General features: G+C 74.5%; 27 protein-coding genes. 18 read left to right on the forward strand and 9 right to left on the reverse strand.

The annotated features are described in order from the left end of the window. Window positions 1-160 precede the first annotated feature (160 nt). From ACR80Q_RS17340 to ACR80Q_RS17355, 4 genes are all read left to right on the forward strand, one after another. On the forward strand, window positions 161-724 hold the full coding sequence (locus ACR80Q_RS17340; protein ID WP_435378907.1) for a biotin transporter BioY: 564 nt from the start codon (window positions 161-163) through the stop codon (window positions 722-724). 62 nt (window positions 725-786) lie between these two features. After that, on the forward strand, window positions 787-1,440 hold the full coding sequence (locus ACR80Q_RS17345) for an energy-coupling factor ABC transporter ATP-binding protein (protein ID WP_435378908.1): 654 nt from the start codon (window positions 787-789) through the stop codon (window positions 1,438-1,440). Window positions 1,441-1,510: 70 nt separating this feature from the next. Beyond that, window positions 1,511-2,161, forward strand: coding sequence for a CbiQ family ECF transporter T component (locus ACR80Q_RS17350; protein ID WP_435378909.1), 651 nt, complete (start codon window positions 1,511-1,513; stop codon window positions 2,159-2,161). Between the two features lie 303 nt (window positions 2,162-2,464). Next, the gene (locus tag ACR80Q_RS17355) at window positions 2,465-3,235 is read left to right on the forward strand and encodes a putative endonuclease domain-containing protein (protein WP_435378910.1); all 771 of its coding nucleotides are present in this window, start codon (window positions 2,465-2,467) and stop codon (window positions 3,233-3,235) included. 227 nt (window positions 3,236-3,462) lie between these two features. Here ACR80Q_RS17355 and ACR80Q_RS17360 read toward each other — a convergent pair whose 3' ends face one another. From ACR80Q_RS17360 to ACR80Q_RS17385, 6 genes are all read right to left on the reverse strand, one after another. Next, a complete protein-coding gene (locus ACR80Q_RS17360; protein ID WP_435378911.1) occupies window positions 3,463-4,218 on the reverse strand; it encodes an acVLRF1 family peptidyl-tRNA hydrolase in 756 nt (251 codons plus the stop codon). Between the two features lie 3 nt (window positions 4,219-4,221). Beyond that, window positions 4,222-4,563 carry a metal-sulfur cluster assembly factor gene (locus tag ACR80Q_RS17365; protein ID WP_435378947.1) on the reverse strand — a complete coding sequence of 114 codons (342 nt, stop codon included), beginning with the start codon at window positions 4,561-4,563 and terminating at the stop codon, window positions 4,222-4,224. A gap of 145 nt (window positions 4,564-4,708) precedes the next feature. Continuing rightward, the gene (gene sufC, locus ACR80Q_RS17370) at window positions 4,709-5,467 is read right to left on the reverse strand and encodes a Fe-S cluster assembly ATPase SufC (RefSeq protein ID WP_435378912.1); all 759 of its coding nucleotides are present in this window, start codon (window positions 5,465-5,467) and stop codon (window positions 4,709-4,711) included. Beyond that, window positions 5,464-6,879 carry a Fe-S cluster assembly protein SufD gene (sufD, locus tag ACR80Q_RS17375; RefSeq protein WP_435378913.1) on the reverse strand — a complete coding sequence of 472 codons (1,416 nt, stop codon included), beginning with the start codon at window positions 6,877-6,879 and terminating at the stop codon, window positions 5,464-5,466. The genes sufC and sufD overlap by 4 nt, the downstream gene beginning before the upstream one ends. Continuing rightward, entirely contained in the window at window positions 6,876-8,315 is a 1,440-nt protein-coding gene (sufB, locus tag ACR80Q_RS17380) for a Fe-S cluster assembly protein SufB (RefSeq protein WP_435378914.1), read from the reverse strand. Before sufB ends, sufD begins: the two co-directional genes overlap by 4 nt. Continuing rightward, window positions 8,312-9,163, reverse strand: a complete 852-nt coding sequence (locus ACR80Q_RS17385) for a helix-turn-helix transcriptional regulator (protein WP_435378915.1) — start codon at window positions 9,161-9,163, stop codon at window positions 8,312-8,314. The genes sufB and ACR80Q_RS17385 overlap by 4 nt, the downstream gene beginning before the upstream one ends. A gap of 63 nt (window positions 9,164-9,226) precedes the next feature. Here ACR80Q_RS17385 and ACR80Q_RS17390 point away from each other — a divergent pair, with 63 nt between their 5' ends. From ACR80Q_RS17390 to pgl, 14 genes are all read left to right on the forward strand, one after another. Further along, a complete protein-coding gene (locus ACR80Q_RS17390) occupies window positions 9,227-10,162 on the forward strand; it encodes an ABC transporter ATP-binding protein (protein ID WP_435378916.1) in 936 nt (311 codons plus the stop codon). After that, a complete protein-coding gene (locus ACR80Q_RS17395) occupies window positions 10,159-10,956 on the forward strand; it encodes an ABC transporter permease (protein ID WP_435378917.1) in 798 nt (265 codons plus the stop codon). The genes ACR80Q_RS17390 and ACR80Q_RS17395 overlap by 4 nt, the downstream gene beginning before the upstream one ends. Before the next feature lie 131 nt (window positions 10,957-11,087). Next, window positions 11,088-11,894, forward strand: coding sequence for a DUF4397 domain-containing protein (locus ACR80Q_RS17400; RefSeq protein WP_435378918.1), 807 nt, complete (start codon window positions 11,088-11,090; stop codon window positions 11,892-11,894). 284 nt (window positions 11,895-12,178) lie between these two features. Further along, window positions 12,179-12,994 (forward strand): class F sortase, encoded by an 816-nt coding sequence (locus ACR80Q_RS17405; protein ID WP_435378919.1) that lies wholly within the window; start codon window positions 12,179-12,181, stop codon window positions 12,992-12,994. Then, window positions 12,991-13,713, forward strand: coding sequence for a sigma-70 family RNA polymerase sigma factor (locus tag ACR80Q_RS17410; protein WP_435378920.1), 723 nt, complete (start codon window positions 12,991-12,993; stop codon window positions 13,711-13,713). Before ACR80Q_RS17405 ends, ACR80Q_RS17410 begins: the two co-directional genes overlap by 4 nt. Further along, window positions 13,697-14,680, forward strand: a complete 984-nt coding sequence (locus tag ACR80Q_RS17415; RefSeq protein ID WP_435378921.1) for an anti-sigma factor — start codon at window positions 13,697-13,699, stop codon at window positions 14,678-14,680. The genes ACR80Q_RS17410 and ACR80Q_RS17415 overlap by 17 nt, the downstream gene beginning before the upstream one ends. An 80-nt stretch (window positions 14,681-14,760) precedes the next feature. Then, window positions 14,761-15,702, forward strand: coding sequence for a COX15/CtaA family protein (locus ACR80Q_RS17420; protein ID WP_435378923.1), 942 nt, complete (start codon window positions 14,761-14,763; stop codon window positions 15,700-15,702). Next, on the forward strand, window positions 15,699-16,628 hold the full coding sequence (locus ACR80Q_RS17425; protein WP_435378924.1) for a heme o synthase: 930 nt from the start codon (window positions 15,699-15,701) through the stop codon (window positions 16,626-16,628). Before ACR80Q_RS17420 ends, ACR80Q_RS17425 begins: the two co-directional genes overlap by 4 nt. 112 nt (window positions 16,629-16,740) lie before the next feature. Further along, complete coding sequence (gene tkt / locus ACR80Q_RS17430) at window positions 16,741-18,915, forward strand: transketolase (RefSeq protein WP_435378925.1); 2,175 nt, start codon at window positions 16,741-16,743, stop codon at window positions 18,913-18,915. Between the two features lie 38 nt (window positions 18,916-18,953). Beyond that, the gene (gene tal / locus ACR80Q_RS17435; protein WP_435378926.1) at window positions 18,954-20,111 is read left to right on the forward strand and encodes a transaldolase; all 1,158 of its coding nucleotides are present in this window, start codon (window positions 18,954-18,956) and stop codon (window positions 20,109-20,111) included. Continuing rightward, entirely contained in the window at window positions 20,108-21,790 is a 1,683-nt protein-coding gene (locus tag ACR80Q_RS17440) for a phosphoglucose isomerase-related protein (protein ID WP_435378928.1), read from the forward strand. The genes tal and ACR80Q_RS17440 overlap by 4 nt, the downstream gene beginning before the upstream one ends. Further along, window positions 21,787-23,328, forward strand: a complete 1,542-nt coding sequence (zwf, locus tag ACR80Q_RS17445) for a glucose-6-phosphate dehydrogenase (RefSeq protein ID WP_435378929.1) — start codon at window positions 21,787-21,789, stop codon at window positions 23,326-23,328. The genes ACR80Q_RS17440 and zwf overlap by 4 nt, the downstream gene beginning before the upstream one ends. A gap of 7 nt (window positions 23,329-23,335) precedes the next feature. Further along, window positions 23,336-24,247, forward strand: a complete 912-nt coding sequence (opcA, locus tag ACR80Q_RS17450) for a glucose-6-phosphate dehydrogenase assembly protein OpcA (protein WP_435378930.1) — start codon at window positions 23,336-23,338, stop codon at window positions 24,245-24,247. After that, window positions 24,244-25,026, forward strand: coding sequence for a 6-phosphogluconolactonase (gene pgl / locus ACR80Q_RS17455; protein WP_435378931.1), 783 nt, complete (start codon window positions 24,244-24,246; stop codon window positions 25,024-25,026). Before opcA ends, pgl begins: the two co-directional genes overlap by 4 nt. 99 nt (window positions 25,027-25,125) lie before the next feature. Here pgl and ACR80Q_RS17460 read toward each other — a convergent pair whose 3' ends face one another. From ACR80Q_RS17460 to tpiA, 3 genes are all read right to left on the reverse strand, one after another. Then, window positions 25,126-25,476: an RNA polymerase-binding protein RbpA gene (locus tag ACR80Q_RS17460; RefSeq protein WP_340291960.1), complete on the reverse strand. Its 351-nt coding sequence runs from the start codon at window positions 25,474-25,476 to the stop codon at window positions 25,126-25,128. Between the two features lie 75 nt (window positions 25,477-25,551). Further along, window positions 25,552-25,800: a preprotein translocase subunit SecG gene (gene secG, locus ACR80Q_RS17465; protein WP_435378932.1), complete on the reverse strand. Its 249-nt coding sequence runs from the start codon at window positions 25,798-25,800 to the stop codon at window positions 25,552-25,554. A 94-nt stretch (window positions 25,801-25,894) separates the two neighbouring features. Then, complete coding sequence (gene tpiA / locus ACR80Q_RS17470; protein WP_435378933.1) at window positions 25,895-26,686, reverse strand: triose-phosphate isomerase; 792 nt, start codon at window positions 26,684-26,686, stop codon at window positions 25,895-25,897. Window positions 26,687-26,836: the final 150 nt, after the last annotated feature.

Consider the following 26,836-nt stretch of genomic DNA (forward strand, 5'->3'; position numbering starts at 1 on the left):
CTGGTGGGACCGGGCACGGGGGGTGGGGGCAAGTCTGATCACGGCTGTTCGATGGTACCGGGGCCCGCCGGGTACCTTCACCGCTGTGACTGTCCCCTCCTCTGCCCCGGGTGTCGAGCCCGCTCGTCCCGGCCCCGGCGCCGGACGTGATGTCGCCCTCGTGTCCGTCTTCGCCGCGCTGATCGTCGTGCTGTCGCTGGTCCCCGCCATCCCGGTGGGGATAGCGGGGGTGCCCATCACGCTGCAGGGGCTGGGCATCATGCTCGCCGGCCTGGTCCTGGGTCCCGGCCGCGGCGTCGCCGCCGTGGCCGTGTTCGTGGCGCTGGGCCTGGCCGGCCTGCCGATCTTCGCCGGCGGCAGCGCGGGCCTGGGCGTCCTGGCCGGGCCGACGGCGGGATACATCGTCGCGTGGCTGCCCGGCACGGTCGTCACCGGCCTCGTCGCCGTGCTGGCTCTGCGCCGCACGCGGGGAAGGCTGCCGATGCTCATGCTGGCCGCGTTCCTCGGCGGCATGGTCGTCACCTACCTGGGTGGCTGGCTGGGTCTGATGCTGATCACCGGTCTCGACCCGTGGGCCGCCTTCCTGGGGGGCGTGCTGCCGTTCCTGCCCCTGGACGGCGTCAAGGTCGTCGTCGCGGCGTTCGTCGCCGCCAGCGTCCACCGCGCGTTCCCCGACCTGCTCGCCCGCCGTGCGCCCGTGACCGCCACGGCGGCGACGAGCTGAGGCCGTACCTCAGCCTGGACGACGTCCACCTGCGCGTCGACGCCGCCGAGATCCTGCGCGGGATGTCGTTCTCGCTGTCCGAGCGCCGGGTGGCTCTGGTCGGCGCCAACGGGTCGGGCAAGTCCACGGTGCTGCGCTGCCTGAACGCCCTGGTCAGCCCCACCGCGGGGCGGGTCCTGCTGGACCTGCCGGCCACCGACGGGTCGCGCGGGGAGACGGTCGACCCCGCCCGCTCCCCCGCCCGCGCCAGGTCGATGGTCGGTTTCGTGTTCACCGACCCCGACGCCCAGGTCGTCATGCCCACCCCGGCCGAGGACGTCGCCCTGTCGCTGCGCCGGCTCAGGCTCCCCCGCCCGGAGCGGGACGCCCGGGTGCGGGCCGCCCTGAGCCACGTCGGGCTGGCGGAGCGGGCGGACGTACCCGTCCACGACCTGTCCAGCGGGCAGCGTCAGCTGCTGGCGATCGCCGCCGTGCTGGCCACCGGGCCCCGGCTGCTGGTCCTGGACGAGCCGACCACGCTGCTGGACCGCCGCAACACCCGGCTGGTGCGGCGCACCGTGGACGAGGTCCGGGTGCCGGTGGTGCTGGCGACCCACGACCTGGAGCTGGCCGCCGCGTGCGAGCGCGTCCTCGTGGTGGAGGACGGCCAGGTGGTGGCCGACGGCCCACCGGGGCCGACGCTGGCGGCCTACCGTGACCTGATGGACGCCTCGTGAGCCGGACCGGGCGCCGGGACCTCTCCCGGCGGCCCGTGGCCGGCCCGTCGCCGACGAGGTGGCGGGGGCCGTGAGACGCCCGTCGCTCGTCCCGCCGCACCGGGACGGCACCACGTGGCTGCACCGGGCGAGCCCCGGCCGCAAGCTGCTGGGGGTGGCCGTGGCCGCGCTGGTCGTGGTCCTGCTGCGCACCACCGGGTCGCTCGGCAGCACCGCCCTGGTCCCCGGGGCCCTGGTCCTCGCGCTGGCCCTGGGGGGTCACCTCCGCGTCAGGACGCCCGCCCCGGTGGTCGCCGGCATGCTGCGGCGACTCGCCGTCCCCCTGCTGGTCCTGGCCGGCTACCAGGCGCTGAGCCGCGGGCCGGTCCAGGGGCTGGAGGTGCTGCTGGACCTGTCGGGCCTGGTGCTGCTGGCCGGCCTGGTCACGGTGACCACCCCGATGGACCGGATGCTCGACACCGTGGCGGGCGCGGTGGGTCCGCTGCGCCGGGTCCCCGGTCTTCGTGCCCACCTGCACCCGGACCGTGTCGCGCTCACGTTCGCCCTGGCGCTGCGCAGCGTCGACGTGCTCTGGGACGTCGCGCTGCAGGCCCGTGACGCCGCCCGCGCCCGCGGCCGGGGCCGCGACGTCCGGGCCCTGGTGACGCCCACGGTCATCCGCGCGGTCGCGCACGCCCGCGCGACCGGCGACGCCCTGGCCGCCCGCGGCCTCGTCGACTGACAGGACCGGCTCCGTCCCGGCCGCGCCCCCGTGTGGGACGTTCCGGTCGCCCGCAGCCCCTCCGGCGTCACGTTCCGTCCCACACGTCGAGGCGTGGCCCGGGACCTGCTCGCGTGTCCACAGCCGACGCGACGGCGTGGCCGTCCACGGTCGGACCCGTCGCCCTCCCCCGGGGACCGCGACCCGGTCGAGCCTCCCGGCATGGACCCCCTCGCTCGTCTGCACGCGGCGCCGTTCCGAACCCGCGACGCACTGCCCCTCGTCTCGCCACGCCGGCTCCGGGGACCCGGCTACACGCGACTCATGCAAGGCGCCCACCAGACGGCCACCACCACCCAGGGACACGGCCGGCTGATCCAGGCCTTCCGGAAGATCAACGGGGACGAGCACGTCCTGCTCGCAGCCAGCGCGGCCTGGGCCCTCGGCGCACCGTTCGCCGACGACGACGAACCGGTGGCCGTGGGCATCGGCTCGCACCACCGGCTTCGGCGCCGATCCGAGGTCGTCACCCACCTGGCCCGTCTCGACGTGGACGAGGTGGTCCCGACCCCCCTCGGTCTGTCGACGACGGCCGCACGGGCGGCGTTCGACCTCGCCCGGGGGATCGGGATGCCGGTCCCGGTCCTGGCCGACCGGGTCGCGCGTGTGGACGCGTTGCTGAACGGCACGGGACTGAGAGCGGACGATGCGCGTCGGGCCGGTGCGGACCACCGTGGCCTGAAGGGGGTCCGGACGGCACAGGACGTGCTCGCCCTCTGCCGGGACGGCGTCCACTCACCCCCGGAGACGGCCCTGCGGCTGATGGTGGTGGCCGGGGGCCTCCCCGAACCGCTCACCCAGTGCCCGGTGGTCCTGGACGGTCGGACGGTGGCCAGGTTGGACCTCGGATGGCCGGAGCACCTCGTCGGGTGCGAGTACGACGGCCGGGTGCACGGTGAGAGCGACCAGCTGCGGAAGGACCTCCGCCGCCACAACCTGGTTCGGGAGGCGGGCTGGACCGTGCTGCAGGTCGACCGTCATCAGGCCCGACGGCCGGATGAGGTGCTGCGCCAGCTGCGCCGGCTGTTGGGCTGAGCGGCCGGGCCGACGTGTGGGACGAAACCGCACGCCTGAGACCCCGTCGACGCACGAGACGTCCCACACGATGCCGGACCGCGCCAGGAACGTCCCACCCGACGCCGGACCCCGCCAGGAACGTCCCACACGACGCCGGACCGCGCCAGGAACGTCCCACACGACGCCCGGCCGTCCGGGGGGACGGCCTCGTGCGCAGGCCGGGTGGGGCGCCGGCGGTCGAGGGCTCAGGGCGCGTCGTGCACCGTGACGCGCACGGCCTGCGCGCGGACCGCGGCCGCGTCCAGGTCGGTCCGGCGCGGCTCGCCGACCTCGATCGGTCCGAGCACGGGCAGGTCCTGCGCGGGTGTGCCGGCCAGGACCGACTCGGCCAGTCGGCGGTCGCCGCCGACCACCACGCCCGTCGCGCCGGGGGCCTGCGCCATCATCCGCACCAGCGCGGACGAGGCGTCGTCGGCGAGCTTGTCGGTCTGACCGCCCCGGCGGCGGGCGAAGCGCTGCTGGCTCCAGCCCCCGGCCGCGGTCGTGCCCTGCACGTAGCGGCGACCGGTCTTGCCGGTCAGGACCACCCCGTCGCGCACCACACCGACGCTCCAGCCCCCGCGCCGGACCAGGCAGACCAGCAGGGTCCGGCTGCGTCCGGCCTCCGCCGCGAGCAGCGCCGCCAGGTCCGTCAGCGCCTCCAGGTGCGCCACGTCCGTCGGCGCAGCCACGCCCGTCAGGTCCGTCCGCGCCGTCAGGTCCGACGCCGGCACCGCCAGGTCCGCCGGGACGACGGCTCCGTCCGGGTCGTCCGGCCCGGCCGCCGCCCACGAACCCGGCTCCAGCAGGGCCAACGACGCCGACGAGCCGTCGTCCCCGACCAGGTCGAACCCGGTGTCGGTGACGACGGCTCGCACGGCGCCGGCCCGGGCCGAGACGTAGCGCTCGACCCAGCCGGGCAGCCGCCCCGCCGAGACCTCGAGGAAGCGGCTACCGCTCACACGTCAGACGTTGAACGACAGGGCGCGGAGCTGCTCGCGACCGTCGTCAGTGATCTTCTCCGGACCCCACGGCGGCATCCACACCCAGTTGATGGTGGCCGAGGCCGACAGCGGGGCCAGCGCGTTGCGGGTCTGGTCCTCGATGACGTCGGTCAGCGGGCAGGCCGCCGAGGTCAGCGTCATGTCCAGCACGATGTTGCTCTGCGCGTCGACGTGGATGCCGTACACGAGGCCCAGGTCGACGACGTTGATGCCGAGCTCGGGGTCGACCACGTCGCGCATGGCCTCCTCGACGTCGGCGGCGTCCACCGGGGTGGCCGACGGGGCCGCCCCGGGGGTGCCCACGTCGACCTGCCCGGTGGGGGCGTCCACGGGTCCCGGGGACGCCGGCGGGGTGGGGGTCGCGTAGGGCGCGACGGGGGTCTGCGGCGACTGGACGGTCTGGGTGGGCCCGTCGGTCTGAGGGGTCTCGGTCATGCGGTCAGCTCCTTCAGGCGCCGGCGGTGACGTAGCGGTCGTAGCCCTCGTTCTCGAGGCGGTCGGCCAGCTCGGGGCCACCCTCCTCGGCGACGCGACCGTCCACGAAGACGTGGACGAAGTCGGGCTTGATGTAGCGCAGGATCCGCGTGTAGTGGGTGATCAGCAGCACGCCGAGGCCGGTCTCGGCCTTGACGTCGTTGACGCCCTCGCTGACGACCCGCAGCGCGTCGACGTCCAGACCGGAGTCGGTCTCGTCGAGGATCGCGAGCTTGGGCTGCAGCAGCTTCATCTGCAGGATCTCGTGGCGCTTCTTCTCCCCGCCCGAGAAGCCCTCGTTGACGTTGCGCGAGGCGAAGTCGGAGTCCATCTTGAGGCCGGTCATGGCCGACTTGAGGTCCTTGACCCAGTGACGCAGGACCGGTGCCTCGCCCGAGATCTCGGTCTTGGCGGTGCGCAGGAAGTTGCTGACGCTGACGCCGGGGATCTCGACCGGGTACTGCATGGCGAGGAACAGCCCGGCGCGGGCCCGCTCGTCGACGCTCATCGCCAGGACGTCCTCGCCGTCGAGGGTCACGGTGCCGCTGGTGACCGTGTACTTGGGGTGCCCGGCGATGGAGTAGGCCAGCGTGGACTTGCCGGAGCCGTTGGGCCCCATGATCGCGTGGGTCTCGCCGGAGCTGATCGACAGGTCGACGCCCTTGAGGATCTCCTTCGCCTCGCCGTCGGCGGTGACGCTGACGTGGAGGTCGCGGATCTCGAGTGTGGTCATGACGTGTGCTCCTGGGGGTTGCCGGTGCTGGTCTGCGGGCTGGACGCCGGGGTGACGGCGTGCGGTACTGCGGGCATCTCGTCGTCGGTCGGGTCGAGCAGCGCGGCGTCCTGCAGACGCTGCTCGACGACGTCCAGGAGCCGGTCCTGGACGGACTCGATGCCGATCTGCTGGAGGATCTCGGCGAAGAAGCCGAGGACCACGAGCCGGCGGGCCTGCAGCGGTCGGATGCCGCGGGCCTGCAGGTAGAAGAGCTGCTCGTCGTCGAACCGGCCGGTGGCGCTGGCGTGGCCGGCTCCCTCGATCTGGCCGGTCTCGATCTCGAGGTTGGGCACGGAGTCGGCCCGGGCACCCTCGGTGAGGACGAGGTTGCGGTTGAGCTCGTAGGTGTTGATCCCCTCGGCCTCCTTGCGGATCAGCACGTCGCCGATCCACACGGTGTGCGCGTCCTTGCCCTGCAGCGCTCCCTTGTAGGTCACGTTGCTGGTGCAGGTGGGCGCCGAGTGGTCGACGAAGAGCCGGTGCTCCAGGTGCTGACCCGCGTCGGCGAAGTACAGCCCGAAGCACTCCGAGGAGGCCCCCGGGCCGGTGTACTCGACGTTGACGTCCATCCGGACCAGGTCGCCCCCGAGGCTGACGGCGACGTGGCGGAACGTGGCGTCGCGACCCAGGACGGCGTCGTGCTGACCGACGTGGGTGGCCGTGGCGTCCCAGGACTGCAGCGACACGACGGTGACGGTGGCGCTGTCCCCGACCCGGATGCCGACGGTCCCGGCGAACGTCGCGTCGCCGGTGTGGTCCACGAGCACCGTGGCGGAGCTGAACGCGCCGACGTCGATGACGAGGTCGACCGCGCCGCGGCCACCCGTCCCGGTCAGGTCGACGTGGATCGGCTCGGCCACGACGTGCTCGGCCGGGACCCGGACGGTCCGTCGCACCGACGCGGTGCTCTGCGCCACGGCGGCGATCCGGTCGCCCGGACGGGCGACCCCCTCGCCCGGAGCGTGCTCGAGGTCCTCGACCGCCGGGTCGTCCGTGCGGACGACGACGGTGACGGCCCGCTCGCCCTCGGCCGCCGGGGAGAACAGGTCCCGCACCCGGTGCAGCGGGGTGAACCGCCACTCCTCCTCGCGCCCGGTCGGCACGGCGAAGTCGTCGGGGTCGGTGGAGCGGACCCGGTCGGCCCGGCTCACGTCCGGGACCGTGGTCCCGGTGTAGGAGCGGACGGCCGCCAGGGCCGCACCGGCCACGGGTACCCGCAGCCCGTCCACGCCCAGGTTCTCCGCCGTGCCCGGCTCCAGCCCGGCGGTCGCCGGGTCGGTGCTCGTGGTGTCCAGGTCACCGGCGTTCACCTGGGACGGGTCGGTCGGGTCGATGCCCGCGTTCGTGTGGTCAGTGGTGCTGGTCGTCACCCGACGGCCCCTTCCATCTGCAGCTCGATGAGCTTGTTCAGCTCGAGGGCGTACTCCATCGGCAGCTCGCGGGCCACCGGCTCGATGAAGCCGCGGACGATCATCGCCATGGCCTCGCTCTCGGGCATCCCTCGTGACATCAGGTAGAACAGCTGGTCCTCGGACACCTTGGAGACCGTGGCCTCGTGGCCCATCCGGACGTCGTCCTCCCGGACGTCGACGTAGGGGTAGGTGTCGGAGCGGCTGATCGTGTCGACGAGCAACGCGTCGCACAGCACGTTGCTGGCGCTGTGGTGGGCGCCCTCGAGCACCTGGACCAGGCCGCGGTAGGAGGTCCGGCCACCGCCGCGCGCGATCGACTTGGACACGATCGAGCTGGACGTGTGGGGCGCGGCGTGCACCATCTTGGCGCCGGCGTCCTGGTGCTGGCCCTCGCCCGCCATCGCGATCGACAGCGTCTCGCCCCGGGCGTGCTCGCCCATGAGGAACACGGCGGGGTACTTCATCGTCACCTTGGAGCCGATGTTGCCGTCGATCCACTCCATGGTGGCGCCGGCCTCGGCCACAGCCCGCTTGGTCACCAGGTTGTAGACGTTGTTGGACCAGTTCTGGATGGTCGTGTACCGGACGCGGGCGCCCTTCTTCACGACGATCTCGACGACCGCGGAGTGCAGCGAGTCGGACTGGTAGATCGGGGCGGTGCAGCCCTCGACGTAGTGCACGTAGGAGCCCTCGTCGGCGATGATCAGCGTCCGCTCGAACTGGCCCATGTTCTCGGTGTTGATCCGGAAGTAGGCCTGCAGCGGGATGTCGACGTGGACGCCCGGGGGCACGTAGATGAACGACCCGCCGGACCACACGGCGCTGTTCAGCGCGGCGAACTTGTTGTCGCCGACCGGGATCACCGAGGCGAAGTACTCCTTGAACAGCTCCGGGTGCTCGCGCAGCGCCGTGTCGGTGTCCAGGAACAGGACACCCTTCTCCTCGAGGTCCTCACGGATCGCGTGGTAGACGACCTCGGACTCGTACTGGGCCGCGACGCCGGAGACCAGGCGCTGCTTCTCGGCCTCGGGGATGCCGAGCCGGTCGTAGGTGGCCCGGATGTCCTCGGGCAGGTCGTCCCAGGACTGCGCCTGCTTCTCGGTCGAGCGCACGAAGTACTTGATGTTGTCGAAGTCGATGCCCGTGAGGTCGGAGCCCCAGGTCGGCATGGGCTTGCGCCCGAACAGCGACAGACCCTTGAGACGGGTCTTGAGCATCCACTCGGGCTCGTCCTTCAGCGCCGAGATGTTGCGCACGACGTCCTCGCTCAGACCGCGGCGCGCGGTGGAGCCGGCGACGTCGGAGTCGGACCAGCCGAACTGGTAGCGACCCAGGCTGTCGAGCTGCTCCGCCTGGGTGGGGGCCGTGGTGGTGGGCTCGTCGGTCGTCGTCATGGGAGGTCCTTCCTGACGGTCGTGCTGGTGGGGGTGGGGCTCGGGACGTGCGGGCTCGCGATGAGGGGCCTCGCGCCCGCCGGTCTCGCCTCGACTGGCTCGTCTGCAGCAAGGCGCGGTGGTGCGGATGTGTTCCTGAGCGGCACGTCAGGGGTCGGGACGAACGTGGTGCAGACGTGCTCGCCGTGCGCGATGGTCGCCAGCCGCTGGACGTGGACGCCCAGCAGGCGGGAGAAGACACGGGTCTCGGCCTCGCACAGCTGCGGGAACCGGGTCGCGACGGCGTGCACGGGGCAGTGTCCCTGGCACAGCTGGACGCCGCCCACGGGGGTACCGCTGGTCGTGACGGCCAGGGGCGACACCGCGACGGTCCGCGCGCTCGCCGCGAACCCGTCGGTGGACAGCTGGCGGGCCAGCGCCTTGGCCCGCTCGCGCGGGTCGGGGCCGGCGGCGTCGACGACGGGGGCGTACCGGCGCTCGAGCTCGCCGAAGCGGCGCTCGGCGAAGTCCCGGACCGCGCCGTCGCCGACGTGCTCGTCCAGGTACTCCAGCGCCGCCACCGCGAGGTCGTCGTAGTCACCCCGGGCCGCGCCCTGGCCGCGCTCGGTGGCCACGAACACCCGCGCCGGGCGGCCGCGTCGACCGGTGGTCGGGGCCGAGCGGGGCTCGATCAGCCCGTCGTCGGACAGCGCCTCGAGGTGGCGACGGACGGCGGCCGGGGTCACCCCGAGCCGGCCGGCCAGGGACGCGGCCGAGACGGGCCCGTGCTCGAGGACGGCGGCGAAGACCCGGTCGCGCGGCGCATCGGTGGCCTCTCGCGTCGAGCCGGTCGCACCCTCAATTTGCACACGCACAGCATGACGTAAATGCGGGCGGAACTCCACTCGACCCACGGCTCGTACGATCGCCGCGTGCCCCACGCCCCCTCCGACGCCCCGGTGGTCGTCACCGACCTCCGCCGGGTCCACACCTCGCGCCGACGCCAGGTGGTGGCCGTCGACGGCGTCGATCTCCAGGTGGGACCGGGTGAGGTGGTGGCGCTGTGCGGTCCCAACGGCGCCGGCAAGACGTCGCTGCTGGACTGCGTGACCGGGATGAGGCGCCCCGACGGCGGTCGGGTGCGGGTCGTCGGCGCCGACCCGCGGCGCGCCGGTCCGGCCGAGCGGGCGCGGGTCGGCGTCGTCCTGGCGGACCTGGGGCTGCCGCTGGCCGCACCGGCCCGGGCCGTCCTCGACCACCACGCCGGGCTGCACCGTTCGCCCCGCGCGACCGCCGACCTCGTCGCCCGGTTGCAGCTGGACCACGTCGGGCGGACCACGGTCCGCCGGCTGTCCTCGGGCGAGCGGCAGCGCCTGGCCGTCGCCTGCGCCCTGGTCGGCGACCCCGACGTGCTGGTCATGGACGAGCCGACGGCGGCGCTGGACCCCGAGGGACGTCGCGCCGTCCTCGACCTGGTGGCCGACGCGGCCCACGACGGCTGCGCCGTGCTGTGGTCCTCGCACACCCTCGTCGACGTCGAGCGGGCGGCCGACCGGGTCGTCGTCCTCCACGAGGGCCGCGTCCTGGCCGACGGGGCACCGGACCGCGTGACCGGTGAGGAGGTCGTCCGCTTCGAGGCCCCGCCGGGCAGCCCGGTGGACGACCTGCGGGCCGCGCTCGGCCCGGCGGCCCGGATCGCCGAGACCCGGCCGGGGCAGTTCGAGCTGCACGGCTCCCACGGCCCGCAGGACCTGGTGAGCATCGCGTCGTGGCAGGCGGGCAACGGCGCCCGCGGCGGCATCACGGTGGCGCGGCCCAGCCTCGAGGAGCTCGTGCTGCGCCTGGGCGACGAACGGCGCGCGTCGTGACCGCGGCGACGCAGTCGAGCCGACGGGCGGGCAGCCGTTCGGCGGGCCCGGCGACGTGGTGGCAGCGGGTCCGACGGCAGGCCGGCTGGGACCTGCGGGCCGTGCTCCGCAACGGCGAGCAGCTGCTGGTGACGTTCCTGCTGCCCGTGGGGGTGCTCGTCGGCGTGCTGCGGACCGGGGTCCCGGACCTGTCCCCCCTGCCCCAGGCCCCGGCCGCGCTGGCCGGGGCGCTGGGGGTCGCGGTGGTCTCGTCGGCGTTCACCGGTCAGGCGATCGCCCTGGCCTTCGACCGCCGGGCCGGGGTCCTGCGGCTGCTGGCCACGACCCCGCTCGGGCGCGGTGGCCTCCTGGGCGCCCGTGTCCTGGCGGTGTGCGCCGTCGTGGCGCTGCAGGCCGCGCTGCTGCTGGTCACGGCGGCCGTGCTCGGCTCGTCCCCGTCGGCGACCGGCGTGCTCCTGGCCGTGCCCGCCCTGCTCCTGGGGACGGCGGCGATGCTGTCGGCGGGGATGCTGCTGGCCGGCACCGTCCGGCCGGAGGGCGTCCTGGGCCTGGCTAACCTGGTGTGGGTGGCGGTGCTGGTCGGTGGCGGTCTGGTCCTGCCCGTCGCCGCCACCGGGGCGGAGCAGGTCCCCGGCCTGGCGACCGCGCTGGGCCTGCTGCCGACCGCCGCGCTGGGCGAGACGCTGCGTGCCGCGCTGGTCGACGGCCGGGTGGCGGTGGGGCAGCTGGCCCTGCTGGCCGGGTGGACCGCGGTGCTCGCCGTCCTCGCCCGCCGCTGGCTGCGCTGGGACTGACGGACCCACCGCCGACGGGGTCGCTGCATCCGTCGACGCCGCCGCCGCGGTAGTGGGGGTGTCAGTGACCACGTGGTCACCGGGAGCGCCGTCCGGGCGCCCCCGATCGACACCGACCGAAGGGACCACTCATGCGGACCATCCTCGCTGTCACCGGTGCAGCGCTGCTCCCGATCGCCTTCGCCGCCCCCGCCGCGGCTGCCGACACCGACGCCCAGGTCTCCGTGTTCCACGGCGTACCCGGCCTCACGGTGGACGTGTACGCCAACGGTGACGTCATCCTCGAGGACTTCGAGCCGGGCACGATCACCGACCCGCTGACCCTCCCGGCCGGCGACTACGAGCTGCAGGTGTTCGCCGCCGGCGCCGACGCCGAGGCCGACGACGCCGCGATCGAGGCCACCGCCACCGTGCCGGCCGGCGCCAACATCACCGTCGCCGCCCACCTGGGCGAGGACGGCACGCCGACCCTCACGCCGTTCGTCAACGACGTGTCGGCGATCGCGGCCGGCGAGGCCCGCCTCACGGCCCGCCACACCGCCGCGGCCCCCGCCGTCGACATCCGCGCCGGCGGCGAGCCCGTCTTCGAGGGTGTCACCAACCCCGACGAGGGCACCGTCGACCTGCCGGCCGGCTCGGTGAGCGCGGACGTGGCGCTCGCCGGCACCGACACCGTCGCGATCGGCCCGGCCGACGTGAACCTGGCCGAGGGCGTCAACACCATCGTCTACGCCTGGGGCTCCGCCGAGGACGAGAACCTCGCCCTCGCCGTCCAGACCATCAGCGGTCTGCACAGCGGCCCCGACGGCGTGCCCTCGGGCACCGGTGGCCTGGTGTCCGACGCCCTGCCGTGGCAGCTCGCGGTCGTCGGCCTCGCCGGCGCCGGCGCCCTGGTCGTGCTGGGTGGCCGCGCCGCAGCGGCCCGCAACCGGGGCTGAGCGCACCCACCGGCCGCTGACCCCCCGGGTCGGCGCCACGCACCACCCGCACGGCTCACCAGCCGCGCGGCGCACCACCTGCACCACGCACCACCCGCACCACGCACCACCCGCACCACGCACCACCCGCACCACGCACCACCCGCACCACGCACCATCCGCACCACGCACCACGAGCACGGAGGACCCGGGGGGTCGGGCAACCGGCCCCCCGGTCGTCTCCCCTGCCGCCCTGAGCACCCCGCAGCCCCCGTCCCACGACCCGTACCCGGGAGGACCGACCCGTGACCGCGACGCCCCCGCCGACCGAGCCCGCCGCTCCTGCTGCGCCCGTCGCTCGTCGTCGCTCGCGCTGGACCGCGGTGGTCGTGGCCGTCGCGGTCGCGGCGGTCCTGGCGCCGGTGGCGTGGCTGACGAGCCGGCCCGCGCCGGACGCCGGGCTCCCGCTGGAGCAGGCATTGGCGGCCGCACCCACGACCGCCCCCGACCCCACCGGTCCGCAGCCCACCGGTCCGCAGCCCACCGGTCCGCAGCCCACCGGACCGCCCACGCCCGAGGACCCGCCCCCGGCCGCGGTACCACCGTCGCCGTTCGGCGACGTCGGCGTCCGTGACGCCTCCCTCGACTCCCTGGCCGCCTCGTCCGGCCCCGCCCCCACCCGGCTGCTCGTCGACGGCCTCGGCATCGACGCCGCCGTCGACGCGGTCGGGGTCGAGGACGACGGGTCGATGGTCGTGCCCGCCGAGATCGACCGGGTCGGCTGGTACCAGTTCGGCCCGGCCGCGGGGGCCCCGCAGGGCAACGCGGTCCTGGCCGGCCACGTGGACGCCGCGGGCGAGGGCCCGGGGGCGCTCTTCGAGCTGCGCGGCGTCGAGGTCGGCGCGGTCCTCACCGTCGTCGACGAGACCGGGGTCGAGCACCACTACGAGGTGGTGGGGCGGGAGACCATCGTCAAGGACGTCCTCCCCGTCGACGACATCTTCGCCCGGGACGGCGAGCACCGGCTGGTGGTCGTGACCTGCGGCGGCCCGTTCATCCCGGAGCTCAGCAGCTACCGGGACAACGTCGTGGTGACCGCGGTCCCCGTGGACGCGGCGTGAGCGCCGTCACCGCGGCGGCGTGGCGTCCGGCCGAGGTGTCCCCGGACCGGACCCGCCCTAGCCTGAGGCTCGTGGAACCCGCGCCGCCCGTCCCCGACCGCCGCAGCAGCGGTACGGTCGCCGACGTGCGTGACCTGCCAGCCGGTTCCGGCCGACCTCAGGACGAGGTGGACGACGCCCGGCTGGCGGCCGCGTTCCACACCGGTGAGGAGTGGGCGCTGGCCGAGGCCTACGAGCGCTGGGCCGGTCTGGTGCACGGCGTGAGCCTGCGGGCCCTGGCCGACACCCCCGACGCCGAGGACGCGACCCAGCAGGTGTTCATCCGCGCCTGGCGGGGTCGCGCCACCTTCGACCCCACCCGCGGCAGCCTCGCCGGCTGGCTCGTCGGGATCACCCGCCACGTCTGCGCGGACCTCTGGCACCAGCGCGCCCGTCAGGCCAAGCAGGTCGACGCCGCGCGGTCGGTGATGGCGCCCGAGCAGGCGCCCGCCGCCGACGCGCCCGAGCAGTCCGTCGAACGGCTCACGCTGCTGGACGCGCTGGACGACATCGACCAGCCCGCCCGGGGCGTCGTCGAGCTGGCGTTCTTCCACGACCTCACGCACACGCAGATCGCCGAGCGGACGGGTATGCCGCTGGGCACCGTCAAGAGCCACATCCGCCGGTCCCTGCTCCGCCTTCGCGACACCCTGGAGGTGAGCCGTGCGGCCACATCCTGACGTCGACCTGCTCGCGCTGCACGCCCTGGGCGAGCCCGTCCTGGACGCCGGCAGCCAGTCCCACCTGGCGACCTGCCAGACCTGCGCGAGCACGGTCCGGGAGCTCTCGCACACCGTCCGGACCGTGCGCGGCGACCGCCACGAGCCCCTCACCGCCGAGCGGGTCGAACGGGCCCGTGGCGCCGGGACCGTGCCGGCGCACGTCTGGCAGGGCATCGCGTCCGAGCTGGGCCTGGACGCCTCCGTCCGTCCGGCGTCCATCGGCCCGTCCATCGTCCCCGCGGCCACCGGCCGCACGCCCGCGACCCGGGTCCCCGCGCCTCACCCCGGCCCCTCCCGGTCCGGTGACGCCCAGCGACCGGACGACACCCGGCAGGCCCCCGACGGCCGTCGCGGCGCCAGCCCTGCGACCAGCAGCCCCGCACCCGGCCCTGGCTGGGCGGGCGAGCGGCCTACGCGCCGGCCGGGCCTGCGACGGGCCGCCCCCCTGCTGGCGGTCGCGGCTGCCGGCCTGGCGGTGGGCGTGGCCGGGTCGGCCGTCGTCGCGGCCCTGGACCCCGACGACGCCCCCACCGACGCGCAGGTCCTGGCGGCGGCCGACCTGGAGGCCTTCGGTCGCGTCGCGGGCACGTCCGTCTCCGGCGCCGCGCGGCTCGAGGCGCGGCCCACCGACGTCGTGGGCGTCGACGGGCAGGTGACCCGGGTGCTGCAGGTGTGGCTCGACGAGCTGCCCGACACCGGGGCCGACGGCTTCCTCGAGGCCTGGCTGATCGACCCGGACACCGGGGCGATGGTGTCGCTGGGTCCCGTCGACACCGGCGGTGGTCGCACCGTGACGGTCGACCTCACGGTCCCCGCGGGCCTGGACGTGGGCACCTACGCCCTGGTGGACGTGTCCGCTGAGCCGCTGGACGGCGACCCGACGCACTCCGGCGACAGCCTGCTGCGCGGGACGCTCGGCGCCTGATCGACGTCCGCGCCCGGCCTGCCCCCGGAGGACCCACCCCCTGGGCCGAGTCCCGGCGGGGGCGCCCTATCCTGGTCGGCATGGCCGCACCTCCCGCCCGGGTCTCCCGGGCCCTGTCCGTCGCGGTGCTGGTCAACCTCGTCGTGCAGGTCGGCATCGTCGTCACGGGCGGCTGGGTGCGGCTCACCGGCTCCGGGCTGGGGTGCCCCACGTGGCCCGAGTGCGTGCCCGGCTCGTACACCCCGGTCATGGCGCAGGAGGAAGGTCTCCGCGCCGCGATCGAGTTCGGCAACCGGCTGCTGACGTTCGTCGTGGCCCTGGCCGCCCTCGCCGTCGTCGTGCTGCTGTGGCGTCAGCGGCGCCGGCTGGTCGGCTACGGCGCGGCCGTGCTGCTCGGCACCGTGCTGCAGGCCGTCATCGGCGGCATCACCGTGCTGATGGGTCTCCACCCGGCCACGGTCGCGGTGCACTTCCTGGTCTCGGCCCTGCTCATCACGGTCTCCGCGGTGCTGCTGCTGCGCCTGCGCGAGGCGGACGGCCCCGCCGTCCCGGTGGTCCCCGGGGCCCTGCGGGTGCTGCTGGCCGGCCTCGTGGTCACCGCGGCCGCGACCCTGGTGATCGGCACCCTGGTCACGGGGTCCGGCCCGCACTCCGGCGACGCCGAGGTCCCTATCCGCTTCGACCTGGACTTCGACGCCGTGTCGGTGCTGCACGCCGAGTCGGTCGTCCTGTTCATCGGTCTGCTGCTGGGCCTGCTGGCCGGCCTGCACGCCGTCGGGGCCCCCCGCCTGGCGCTGCGGCGCACCTGGCTGCTGCTGGGCATCACGCTCGCCCAGGGCGGCCTGGGCTGGCTGCAGTACTTCACCGGCCTGCCCCGGCCCCTGGTCAGCCTGCACATGCTGGGCGCCTGCCTGCTCGTCGTCGCCGTCACCGCCGTGGTGATGGCGACCCGGGTGCGGACCACGCCCGCCGCGGTCCCGAGCGACCACCGCTCCCCCGCGGGCCAGCTGGTGGGCTCGTGACCCACGGCCCGTTGACCACCGCGCCCGACCCGGCCACCACGCCCGACCCGCCCGCACGCAGCCTGGCTGCGGCGTACCTGGCGCTGACCAAGCCCCGGATCATCGAGCTGCTGCTCGTCACCACGCTGCCGACGATGATCCTGGCCGCGGGCGGCCTGCCCGGCTGGGGCACCACGCTGGCGACCCTGGTCGGGGGCACGCTGGCGGCCGGCAGCGCGAACACGCTCAACCAGGTCGCCGACCGCGACATCGACGCCGTGATGCGACGCACGCGAGGCCGCCCGATCGTCACGGGCGAGATCGGCCCCCGGGCCGCGCTGCTGTTCGGCCTCGGTCTGGGTGTCGCCGCGGTGGCCGTGCTGTGGGCGTTCACGACCGTGCTGGCCGCGGTCCTCGCCGTGGTCGCGGTGTTCTTCTACGCCGTCGTCTACACCCTGGTCCTCAAGCGGCGCACCTCGCAGAACATCGTCTGGGGGGGTGCCGCCGGGTTCATGCCCGTGCTGATCGGGTGGGCCGCGGTCACCGGGTCCCTGGCCTGGGCGCCGGTCGTGCTGTCGGCGGTCATCTTCTTCTGGACGCCGCCCCACTACTGGCCGCTGTCTATGCGGTACCGCGAGGACTACGAGGCGGCCAACGTGCCGATGCTGCCGCTGGTGGCCTCGCCCACCTCGGTGGCCTGGCAGACCCTCGGGCACACGGTCGCCATGCTCGCCTGCACGCTGCTGCTCATCCCCGTGGCCGGCATGGGGCTGCTGTACTCGGTCACCGTCGTCGTGGCGGGCGCCGTGTTCACCCTGTCCGTGCTCCGGCTGTTCCAGCAGCTGCGCAGCGGAGGCGCGGTCCAGCCCATGCGCGTGTTCCACCTGTCGATCAGCTACCTGTCGGTCGTGTTCCTGGCCGTGGCGGTCGACCCCTTCCTGGGGTGAGCCGTCCGGCCAGCGGTCACGTCTGGTGCACCGCCTCGCGATCACTACGCTGTCAGGAGGACGTGGAAGTCCACGTCACGCTTCCTGCACGAGCACTGCCTCGAGGGGTCGGATGCGGCCCGGATGGAGTCCCCCTGTGACCGACGCCGCCACGAGCACCACCACCACCGATGCCCTGGAGTGGGGCGAGGAGGACCGCCGGGCCGTCGACGCCGCCCGGGCGCTGGCCATGGACGCGGTGCAGAAGGTCGGCAACGGCCACCCCGGGACGGCGATGAGCCTCGCCCCAGTGGCCTACCTCCTGTACCAGCGCATGATGCGGCACGACCCGGCCGACACCGAGTGGACGGGCCGCGACCGGTTCGTCCTCAGCGCCGGCCACTCGAGCATCACCCAGTACGTGCAGCTGTACCTGTCGGGCGCCGGCCTGGAGCTGGACGACCTCAAGTCGCTGCGCACCTGGGGCTCCAGGACGCCCGGTCACCCGGAGTACCGGCACACCGCGGGCGTGGAGACCACCACCGGACCGCTCGGCCAGGGCCTGGCCACCGCGGTCGGCATGGCCATGGCCGCCCGGCGCGAGCGGGGCCTGCTGGACCCCGACACCCCCACCGGTGAGTCGCCGTTCGACCACACCATCTGGGTCATCGCCTCCGACGGCGACATCCAGGAGGGCGTGACGTCCGAGGCCTCGTCGCTGGCCGGGCACCAGGAGCTGGGCAACCTCGTCGTCGTCTACGACCAGAACCAGATCTCCATCGAGGACGACACCGACATCGCCCTGTCCGAGGACACCGCCAAGCGGTACGAGTCCTACGGCTGGCACGTGCAGACCGTCGACTGGCGCGGCACCCGCGAGTCCGAGGCCGGCTACACCGAGGACATGGACGCGCTGCACGCCGCGCTGCAGGCGGCCCGCCGGGACCCGCGTCCCTCCTTCGTCGTCCTGCGCACGATCATCGCCTGGCCTGCACCGAACGCCCAGGACACGGGCGCGTCGCACGGCTCGGCGCTGGGAACCGACGAGATCCGCGCCACCAAGCAGATCATGGGGATGGACCCCGACGCCGACTTCGCCGTCGCCGAGGAGGTCCTCGCCCACGCCCGGCAGGTGGGTCGCCGCGGTGCCGAGGCGCACGCCCGCTGGAGCGAGGCGTTCACCGCGTGGCGCAGCAGCAACCCGCAGCGCGCCGCCCTGTTCGACCGGATGTCGGGCAAGCAGCTGCCCGAGGGCTGGACCGACTCGCTCCCCACGTTCGAGCCCGGCACGAAGGTCGCCACCCGCGCCGCGTCGGGGGAGGTCCTGTCGGCCCTGGCCGACGCGCTGCCGGAGCTGTGGGGCGGTTCCGCCGACCTCGCCGGCAGCAACAACACCACCATGAAGGGCGAGCCGAGCTTCGTCCCGGAGAAGTGGGCCACCGCCACGTTCCCGGGTGACCGGTTCGGCCGCACCCTGCACTTCGGCATCCGCGAGCACGCCATGGGCTCGATCCTCAACGGCATCGCCGTCCACGGCGGGACCCGTCCCTACGGCGGCACCTTCCTGGTGTTCAGCGACTACATGCGCCCCGCCGTCCGGATGGCCGCGATCATGGGCCTGCCCGTGACGTACGTCTGGACCCACGACTCGATCGGCCTGGGCGAGGACGGCCCGACCCACCAGCCGATCGAGCACCTGGCGGCCCTGCGGGCCATGCCGGGTCTGTCGGTCGTCCGGCCCGCCGACGCCAACGAGACGGTCGTCGCGTGGCGCACGGTGCTGGAGCGCGCCAAGCCCGCCGGGCTGGCCCTGTCGCGGCAGGGCCTGCCGGTCGTCGACCGCAGCGAGGGCACGGGCTTCGCCTCGGCGGAAGGTGTCGCGCGGGGCGCGTACGTGCTGCGCGAGGCCGCCGGGCTGGCCGACGGGGCACTGCCCGACGTCGTGCTCGTTGCGACCGGCTCCGAGGTCCCGCTGGCGCTCACCGCGCAGGAGCAGCTGGCCGAGCAGGGCATCGCCGCCCGCGTCGTGTCGATGCCCTGCATGGAGTGGTACTCCGAGCAGGACGCCGCCTACCGGGACTCGGTCCTGCCGCCCGCCGTCCGCGCCCGGGTGGCCGTCGAGGCCGGCGTCTCGATGCCCTGGTACGCCGTGGTCGGCGAGTCCGGTCGCATCGTCTCGATCGAGCACTACGGCGCCAGCGCCGACGCCGAGCGGCTCTTCGCCGAGTTCGGCTTCACCCCGGAGGCGGTCACCGCCGCCGCCGTGGAGAGCGTGTCCGCCGCCAGGGCCATGTCGGTCCAGGCGTGACCGAGGTCCACCACCCCGCCAGCAGCCAGGAGCGCCACGTGAGCACACAGCCCGTCGAGTCCGAGTCCGTCGCCGCCCTCGCCCGCCACGGCGTCTCCGTGTGGTTGGACGACCTGTCCCGGGAGCTCGTCCGCGGCGGCGACCTCGCGGGTCTGCTGGCCCGTGGGGTGGTCGGGGTCACGAGCAACCCGACCATCTTCGCCTCGGCCCTGGCCAAGGGGAACGCCTACGACGAACAGGTCGGCGAGCTGGTGGCGGCCGGCGCGGACGTCGAGGCGGTCGTCACCGCCATCACCACCACCGACGTCCGTGAGGCCTGCGACGTGCTCCGACCCGTCCACGACGCCACCGACGGCGTGGACGGCCGGGTCAGCCTCGAGGTCGACCCCCGGCTGGCGCACGACACCGCCGGCACCCTGGAGCAGGCCCGCTCGCTGTGGGCCACGGTGGACCGGCCCAACCTCATGATCAAGATCCCCGCGACGGTCGAGGGGCTGCCGGCGATCACCGCCGCACTGGCCGAGGGGATCAGCGTCAACGTCACGCTGATCTTCTCCCTCGACCGCTACCGGGCCGTCCTCAACGCCTGGCTGGACGGGCTGGAGCGGGCCGTCGAGGCGTCCGTGGACGTCACCGGCATCCACTCGGTGGCCTCGTTCTTCGTCAGCCGGGTCGACGCCACCGTCGACAAGCAGCTCGACGCCATCGGCACCGAGGAGGCCAAGGCCCTGCGGGGCAAGGCCGCCGTGGCCAACGCCCGCCTCGCCTACCAGGCGTTCGAGGAGATGCTCGCGTCCACCCGCTGGGCCGACCTCGTCGCCGCGGGCGCGCACCCGCAGCGGCCGCTGTGGGCCTCGACCGGGGTCAAGGACCCGGCCTACCCGGACACGAAGTACGTCGTCGACCTGGTGGCCCCGACCACCGTGAACACCATGCCCGGCGGCACGCTGTCGGCCACCGAGGACCACGCCGAGGTCGCGGGCGACACCGTCCGCGACACCTACACCGAGGCCGCCGACACCCTGGACGCGGTCGAGCGTCTCGGCATCGGCTACGTCGACGTGGTGACGGCCCTGGAGAAGGAGGGCGTGCAGAAGTTCGCCGCCAGCTGGGACGAGCTGCTCGCCACCGTGCAGACCGCCATGGACGAGCAAGCCGCCCTCGGGCACACCACCGACGAGCAGGGCCGGGCGTGAGCGGCGACGCACCCGCCCGCGTCACGGTCTCCGGGCCCGCGCAGGCGGGGGTCGACGCCGCCCTGGGCCGGCTCGTCGAGGCCCGGGTGGCCTCGCGGGTGAGCGCGGGCGACCCGGACGTGTGGGGTCCGGAGGCCCGCTCCGAGGCCTCCGTCCGGCTGGCCTGGACCACCCTGCCCAGCACCTCGCGCGAGCTGGTCGCCCCGCTGCTGGCGCTGCGGGACGAGCTCCGCGCCGAGGGGGTCGACCGGGTCGTGCTCGCCGGCATGGGTGGGTCGTCGCTGGCGCCCGAGGTCATCTGCGCCGCCCACGGCGTGCCCCTGGTGACGCTCGACGCCACCGACCCCGGCCAGGTCCGCGACGCGCTGGTGGACCTCGAGCGCACCGTCCTCGTGGTGTCCAGCAAGTCAGGCTCCACCGTCGAGACCGACAGCCAGCGCCGCGTGTTCGAGGCGGCGTTCACCGAGGCCGGCATCGACGCCGCCTCCCGCGTCGTCGTGGTCACCGACCCCGGCTCCCCGCTGGAGACGACGGCGCAGGAGGCCGGCTACCGGGCGGTGTTCCGCGCCGACCCCCACGTCGGCGGTCGCTACAGCGCCCTGACCGCGTTCGGCCTCGTGCCCTCCGCCCTGGCCGGCGCCGACGTGGCGACCCTGCTCGACGAGGCGCTGGCCGTGGTCGAGCAGTGCGCCGTCGACGGCCCCGACAACCCGGCGCTCGTCCTGGCCGCCGCCGTCAGCGCCAGCCCGGCCGCGGTCGGCGGGCTGCGCGACAAGCTCGTCCTGGTGGACGTGCCCGGGGCCGGTCTGCCCGGTCTGGGCGACTGGGCCGAGCAGCTGGTCGCGGAGTCCACCGGGAAGCAGGCCACCGGGCTGCTGCCCGTCGTGGTCGGCGCCGACGCCCCCGAGGTCACCGACCCGCTGCCCGACGGCGTCCGGGTGGCCGTCACCAGCGGCGCCGAGGTCCCCGCGGGCCTGGCCGACGTGGTCGTCACCGCGCCCCTGGGTGCGCAGCTGCTGCTGTGGGAGCACGCCACGGCCGCGGCCGGGTTCCTGCTCGGCATCAACCCCTTCGACCAGCCCGACGTCGAGAGCGCCAAGAACGCGGCCCGCGGCCTGCTCGACGCCACGCCGGAGCCGGCCGCCGCGCGGTTCGTCGACCGCGGCGTCGAGGTCGTCGCCGACGACGAGACGCTGCCGGCCAACGTCCCCGAGGCCCTCGACGCGGCCGTCCAGGGCCTGCTCAGCCACCTGCACGACACCAGCGACCGCGGCTACGTCGCCGTCATGGTCTACCTCGACCGGCTGGCCAACGCCGACCTGGCCGGGGTCCGGGACTCCCTGGCCCGGCGCACCGGACGACCCGTCACCTTCGGGTGGGGTCCGCGCTTCCTGCACTCGACGGGGCAGTTCCACAAGGGCGGCCCCCGCGCCGGCGTGTACCTGCAGGTCGTGGGGGACGTGGAGCCGGACCTGGAGGTGCCGGGCCGGCCCTTCACGTTCGGCCGGCTGAAGGCGGCCCAGGCCGACGGCGACGCCACGGTGCTCAAGGACCTCGGCCGCCCGGTGCTCACGCTCCGGGTGTCCGACGCCGACGGCCTCCGCGCCGTCACGGAGGCCCTGGGCCAGGGGACGACGGCCGGGGGCGTGCACGCCGCGGGCAGCGGCGGCCGCGGGTGAGCCCGCGCACCCCGGAGCCGCCCACCAACCCGCTGCGCGACCCCCGGGACCGTCGGCTGTCGCGCATCGCGGGCCCGGGCGGCCTGGTGATGTTCGGGGTGACGGGCGACCTGGCCAAGCGCAAGCTGATGCCGGCCATCTACGACCTGATGCAGCGCGGCCTGCTGCCGCCGGGCTTCGCGCTCGTCGGGTTCGCCCGACGCGACTGGGACCGGCAGGACTTCATGGCCGTCGTCCACGACGCGGTCAAGGAGAACGCCCGGACGCCCTTCTCGGAGGAGGTCTGGCGGCAGCTGGCCGACGGGCTGCGCTTCGTCCAGGGCACCTTCGACGACGACGACGCGTTCGACGAGCTCGCGCGCACCGTCAAGGAGCTCGACGAGCAGCGCGGCACCCGCGGCAACCACGCGTTCTACCTGTCCGTGCCGCCCAGCTCGTTCCCGGTCGTGGTCAAGCAGCTGGCCCGCAGCGGGCTGTCCGACAGCGAGGCCGACGCCTGGCGCCGCGTCGTCGTGGAGAAGCCCTTCGGGCACGACCTCGCCAGCGCCCGGGAGCTCAACGAGGTCGTCGAGTCCGTGTTCCCGCCGGACCAGGTGTTCCGGATCGACCACTACCTGGGCAAGGAGACGGTGCAGAACCTGCTGGCGCTGCGCTTCGCCAACCAGCTGTTCGAGCCGGTCTGGAACGGCAACTACGTCGACCACGTCCAGATCACCATGGCCGAGGACATCGGCATCGGCAGCCGCGCCGGCTACTACGACGGCATCGGCGCCGCCCGCGACGTGATCCAGAACCACCTGCTGCAGCTGTTCGCCCTCACGGCGATGGAGGAGCCGGTGTCCTTCGGCGCGGACGACCTGCGGCTGGAGAAGGAGAAGATCCTCTCCGCCGTGCGGCTGCCCGAGGACCTGTCGCTGGCCACGGCCCGCGGGCAGTACGCCGAGGGCTGGCAGGGCGGGTCCAAGGTCAAGGGCTTCCTGCAGGAGGACGGCATCCCCGCCGACTCCCGCACCGAGACCTTCGCCGCGATCCGTCTCGACGTCGACACCCGCCGCTGGGCCGGGGTGCCGTTCTACCTGCGGGCGGGCAAGCGGCTCGGGCGCCGGGTCACCGAGATCGCCGTGGTGTTCAAGCGCGCCCCGCACCTGCCGTTCGAGCAGACCGCCGCGGGTGGGCTGGGCAAGAACGCCATCGTCATCCGGGTGCAGCCCGACGAGGGCGTCACCCTGCGGTTCGGCTCCAAGGTCCCCGGTACGGCCATGGAGGTCCGCGACGTCACCATGGACTTCGGGTACGGGCACTCGTTCACCGAGTCGTCCCCGGAGGCCTACGAGCGGCTCATCCTCGACGTCATGCTGGGCGACCCGCCGTTGTTCCCCCGCCACGCCGAGGTCGAGCTGTCGTGGCAGATCCTCGACCCGATCGAGCAGTTCTGGGCCGAGAACGGCAGGCCCGAGCAGTACGCCTCGGGCACGTGGGGCCCCGCCGGGGCCGAGACGATGATGGCCCGAGACGGAAGGACGTGGCGCCTGCCATGAGCCGACGATGATCCTCGACCTGCCCTCGACCACGACCTCCGGCATCAACCGCCGGCTCGTGGAGCTGCGGGCCAGCGCCGGCGCCGTCGCCCTCGGCCGGGTCCTCACCCTCGTGGTGCTGACCCGTTCCGAGGGCGCCGAGGACGCCATCGGGGCCGCCACCGACGCGAGCCGCGAGCACCCGAGCCGGGTGCTGGTCGTGGTGTCCGGCGACCCGGACGGCGAGACGGGCCTAGACGCCCAGATCCGCGTCGGCGGGGACGCCGGCGCGGGCGAGGTCGTCGTCCTGGGCCTGCGCGGCGAGCTCGCCGACCAGGGCGCGTCCGTCGTCGTCCCGCTGCTGCTGCCCGACGCCCCCATCGTCGCCTGGTGGCCGGGCGAGGCGCCGCACCGGCTGGTCGAGGACCCCATCGGACGGCTGGCGCAGCGACGCATCACCGACGCCGCCGCCTGCTCGGACCCGCTCGACGCGCTGCGCCGCCGCGCGCACCACCACAGCGACGGCGACACCGACATGGCCTGGACCCGGATCACCCGGTGGCGGGCGCTGCTGGCGGCCGCCCTCGACCTGCCCCCGTACGAGCCGGTCACGGCCGCGGTGGTGAGGGGGGCCGCCGACAGCCCGTCCACGGACCTGCTGGCCGCGTGGCTGCGGGCCCGGCTGGGCTGCCCCGTGGGACGTGAGGTGGCCGGCGAGGCGGGGATGCACTCCGTGGAGCTGCACCGGCACGCCGGGACGGTGATGCTGTCGCGGCCCGAGGGGGCGCAGGCCGTGCTGAGCCAGCCCGGCGAGCCCGACCACCGGCTCGGCCTGGCCCGCCGATCGGTGGCGGAGTGCCTGGCGGAGGAGCTGCGGCGCCTCGACCCCGACGTCACCTACGCCGAGGTCGTGCGCTCCCTGGTGCAGGACGCGGCATGAGCTCACCCACCTCCGTCGTCGTGCACGCGGAGAAGGCGACCCTGGTCGCGGCGGCCGCGGCCCGGTTCATCACCACCGTCACGGACCTGCAGTCCGCCGGGGTCGTGCCCCACGTGGTGCTGACTGGCGGGTCCGTGGGTATCGGGGTCCTGGCCGAGCTCCGGGACTCCCCCGCACGGGCGGCCGTGGACTGGTCCCGGCTGCACCTCTGGTGGGGCGACGAGCGCTTCCTGCCCGCCGGGGACCCCGACCGCAACGAGACCCAGGCGCGCGAGGCGCTGCTCGACCACGTCGACGTCGACGAGGCGCTGGTGCACGCGGTCCCGGCCGCGGGCAGCCCTGACGGGGCGACCCCGGAGGCCGCGGCCGACGCCTACGCCGCCGAGCTGCGTGCGCACCGCCGTCCCGGTGACCGGGTCGAGGTGCCCCGCTTCGACGTGCTGATGCTCGGCATGGGCCCCGACGGGCACATGGCCTCCCTGTTCCCCGAGCACCCCGCCCTGCACAGCAGCGGCACGGTGACCGGGGTGCGGGGCTCGCCCAAGCCTCCGCCCGAGCGGGTGAGCCTCACCTTCGAGGCGATCCGGGCGGCCGCCGAGGTGTGGTTCGTCGTGGCCGGCGAGGACAAGGCCCCTGCGGCGGCGATGGCCCTCGGCGGGGCCGGCGAGCAGCAGATCCCCGCCGCCGGTGGTTACGGCACGCGCCGCACCCTGTGGTTGCTGGACCGGGCGGCCGCCTCGCGGCTGCCCGACGGCCTCGCCCGCCCCTCCTCCCCCTGACGTCCGACCGGCCGAGGCGCGAGGCCGGTCGGTGGAGGCCGGGACGCAGCGAGCCCCGGTCCACCAGGACCGGGGCTCGACGCTGGAGCGGGACGCCGCTCAGACGATGATCTTGCGCTCGCGCAGGCGCGTCAGGGCCTCGTCGAGGATGGCCGCGCCGTCGGCGTCGCTGCGCCGCTCCTTCACGTAGGCCAGGTGGGTCTTGTACGGCTCGACCTTGTGCGGGGCCGGGGGGTTCTCCGGGTCACGGCCCGCCGGGAAGCCGCACCGGGGGCAGTCCCACTGCTCCGGCACCTCGCTCCCGCTCTCCTCGGCGAACGAGGGTCGCACCGTGTGGCCGTTGGCGCAGTAGTACGTGACGTTGACGCGGGGCGCCGCGTCACCGCGCTCGGCCTCGCCCATCGGGCCTGCTCCGACCCTGCTCCCGCGGATCGCGCTACCGCCTGCCATGGGTGTCCTTCCTGACGTGCTGAGTGGTGCCGGTACCGACCGACGGGATGCGTCGGGCCGGGAGGTTCCTGGTGGTCAGATCCCGAACCGCGTGAGGAGGTTGAGCAGCACGATGACGGTGAACCAGACCAGGCCGACCGAGATGGTCAACCGGTCGAGGTTCCGCTCGGCGATGCTGCTGCCGCCCATGCCGCTGGAGGCACCGCCGCCGAACATGTCCGACATACCGCCTCCCCTGCCCTTGTGGAGCAGGATCAGCAGGATCAGGATGAGGCTGGTCAGCGCCAGCAGGCTCTGCAGCGCGATGGTGAGGACGTCGGTCACGGGAGGGTCTGTCTCCGTCGTACGTGGTCACCGGCCGGCGGGGACCACAGGGTGGATGTCGGGCAGGTGGTCGACCCGCCCAGGCGAGGATACGTCACGCGGTCGGGTGCTCCCGGAATCTCACGATGCCGGCGAAGTCCTCGGCCTTGAGCGACGCCCCGCCGACGAGTGCGCCGTCGATGTCGGGGTGGGCCATGATCCCCGCCACGTTGGAGGGCTTGACCGAGCCGCCGTACAGGACCCGCACCCGGTCGGCCACGGCGTCGCCGTGCGTGGCGGCGATGCGCTGCCGGATGGCGCCGCACACCTCCTGGGCGTCCTCCGCGTCGCAGGTCTTGCCCGTGCCGATGGCCCAGACGGGCTCGTAGGCCACCACGCCGGCCGCGACCTGCTCGGCGTCGAGGCCCGCGAGGGACCCGTCGAGCTGGGCGAGGGTGTAGGCGACGTGGTCCCCGGCCTCGCGGACCTCCAGGGGCTCACCCACGCAGACGATCGGGACGAGGCCGCTGCGGTGCGCGGCGGCGGCCTTGGCGGCCACGGTCGCGTCGTCCTCGCCGTGGTACTCCCGCCGCTCGCTGTGCCCGACGCAGACGTAGGAGCAGCCGAGCCGGGCGAGCATGGAGCCCGCGACCTCACCGGTCCGGGCGCCCGAGTCGTGCGCGGACAGGTCCTGACCGCCGATGCGCACGGGCAGGTCGTCCGCCTCGACCAGCGTCTGCACGCTGCGCAGGGCCGTGAACGGGGGCAGCACGGCGACCTCGACGCTGCTGTGGTCGTGGCCGGCGTCGCGCAGCAGCCACGAGAGCTTCTGCACCAGGTGGGTGGCCTCGAGGTGGTCGAGGTTCATCTTCCAGTTGCCGGCCATCAGCGGGGTACGGGTCGCCATGCTGCTCCTCATCCGTCCGTGGGCGCGTCAGGTGCACGCGCGGGTGTGGGTGGTGCCGGGTCGTGGTGGTGCCAGGTCGTGGTGGTGCCAGGTCGTGGTGGTGCCGTGGTGCCCGTGCCGTGGTCCCGGCGCACGTGCGTGCGCCGGGAC

This window comes from Aquipuribacter aurantiacus, assembly GCF_051216895.1.
In the GTDB taxonomy this organism is placed as follows: Bacteria; Actinomycetota; Actinomycetes; order Actinomycetales; family JBBAYJ01; genus Aquipuribacter.

Excerpts from the sequence above, each read along its gene's own strand:
- ACR80Q_RS17345 (WP_435378908.1), top strand. The coding sequence starts at position 787 with ATGTCGTTCTCGCTGTCCGAGCGCCGGGTGGCTCTGGTCGGCGCCAAC.
- ACR80Q_RS17355 (WP_435378910.1), top strand. The coding sequence starts at position 2,465 with ATGCAAGGCGCCCACCAGACGGCCACCACCACCCAGGGACACGGCCGG.
- sufC (WP_435378912.1), bottom strand. The coding sequence starts at position 5,467 with ATGACCACACTCGAGATCCGCGACCTCCACGTCAGCGTCACCGCCGAC.
- sufB (WP_435378914.1), bottom strand. The coding sequence starts at position 8,315 with ATGACGACGACCGACGAGCCCACCACCACGGCCCCCACCCAGGCGGAG.
- ACR80Q_RS17400 (WP_435378918.1), top strand. The coding sequence starts at position 11,088 with ATGCGGACCATCCTCGCTGTCACCGGTGCAGCGCTGCTCCCGATCGCC.
- ACR80Q_RS17420 (WP_435378923.1), top strand. The coding sequence starts at position 14,761 with ATGGCCGCACCTCCCGCCCGGGTCTCCCGGGCCCTGTCCGTCGCGGTG.
- tkt (WP_435378925.1), top strand. The coding sequence starts at position 16,741 with ATGCGGCCCGGATGGAGTCCCCCTGTGACCGACGCCGCCACGAGCACC.
- opcA (WP_435378930.1), top strand. The coding sequence starts at position 23,336 with ATGATCCTCGACCTGCCCTCGACCACGACCTCCGGCATCAACCGCCGG.
- pgl (WP_435378931.1), top strand. The coding sequence starts at position 24,244 with ATGAGCTCACCCACCTCCGTCGTCGTGCACGCGGAGAAGGCGACCCTG.
- ACR80Q_RS17460 (WP_340291960.1), bottom strand. The coding sequence starts at position 25,476 with ATGGCAGGCGGTAGCGCGATCCGCGGGAGCAGGGTCGGAGCAGGCCCG.
- tpiA (WP_435378933.1), bottom strand. The coding sequence starts at position 26,686 with ATGGCGACCCGTACCCCGCTGATGGCCGGCAACTGGAAGATGAACCTC.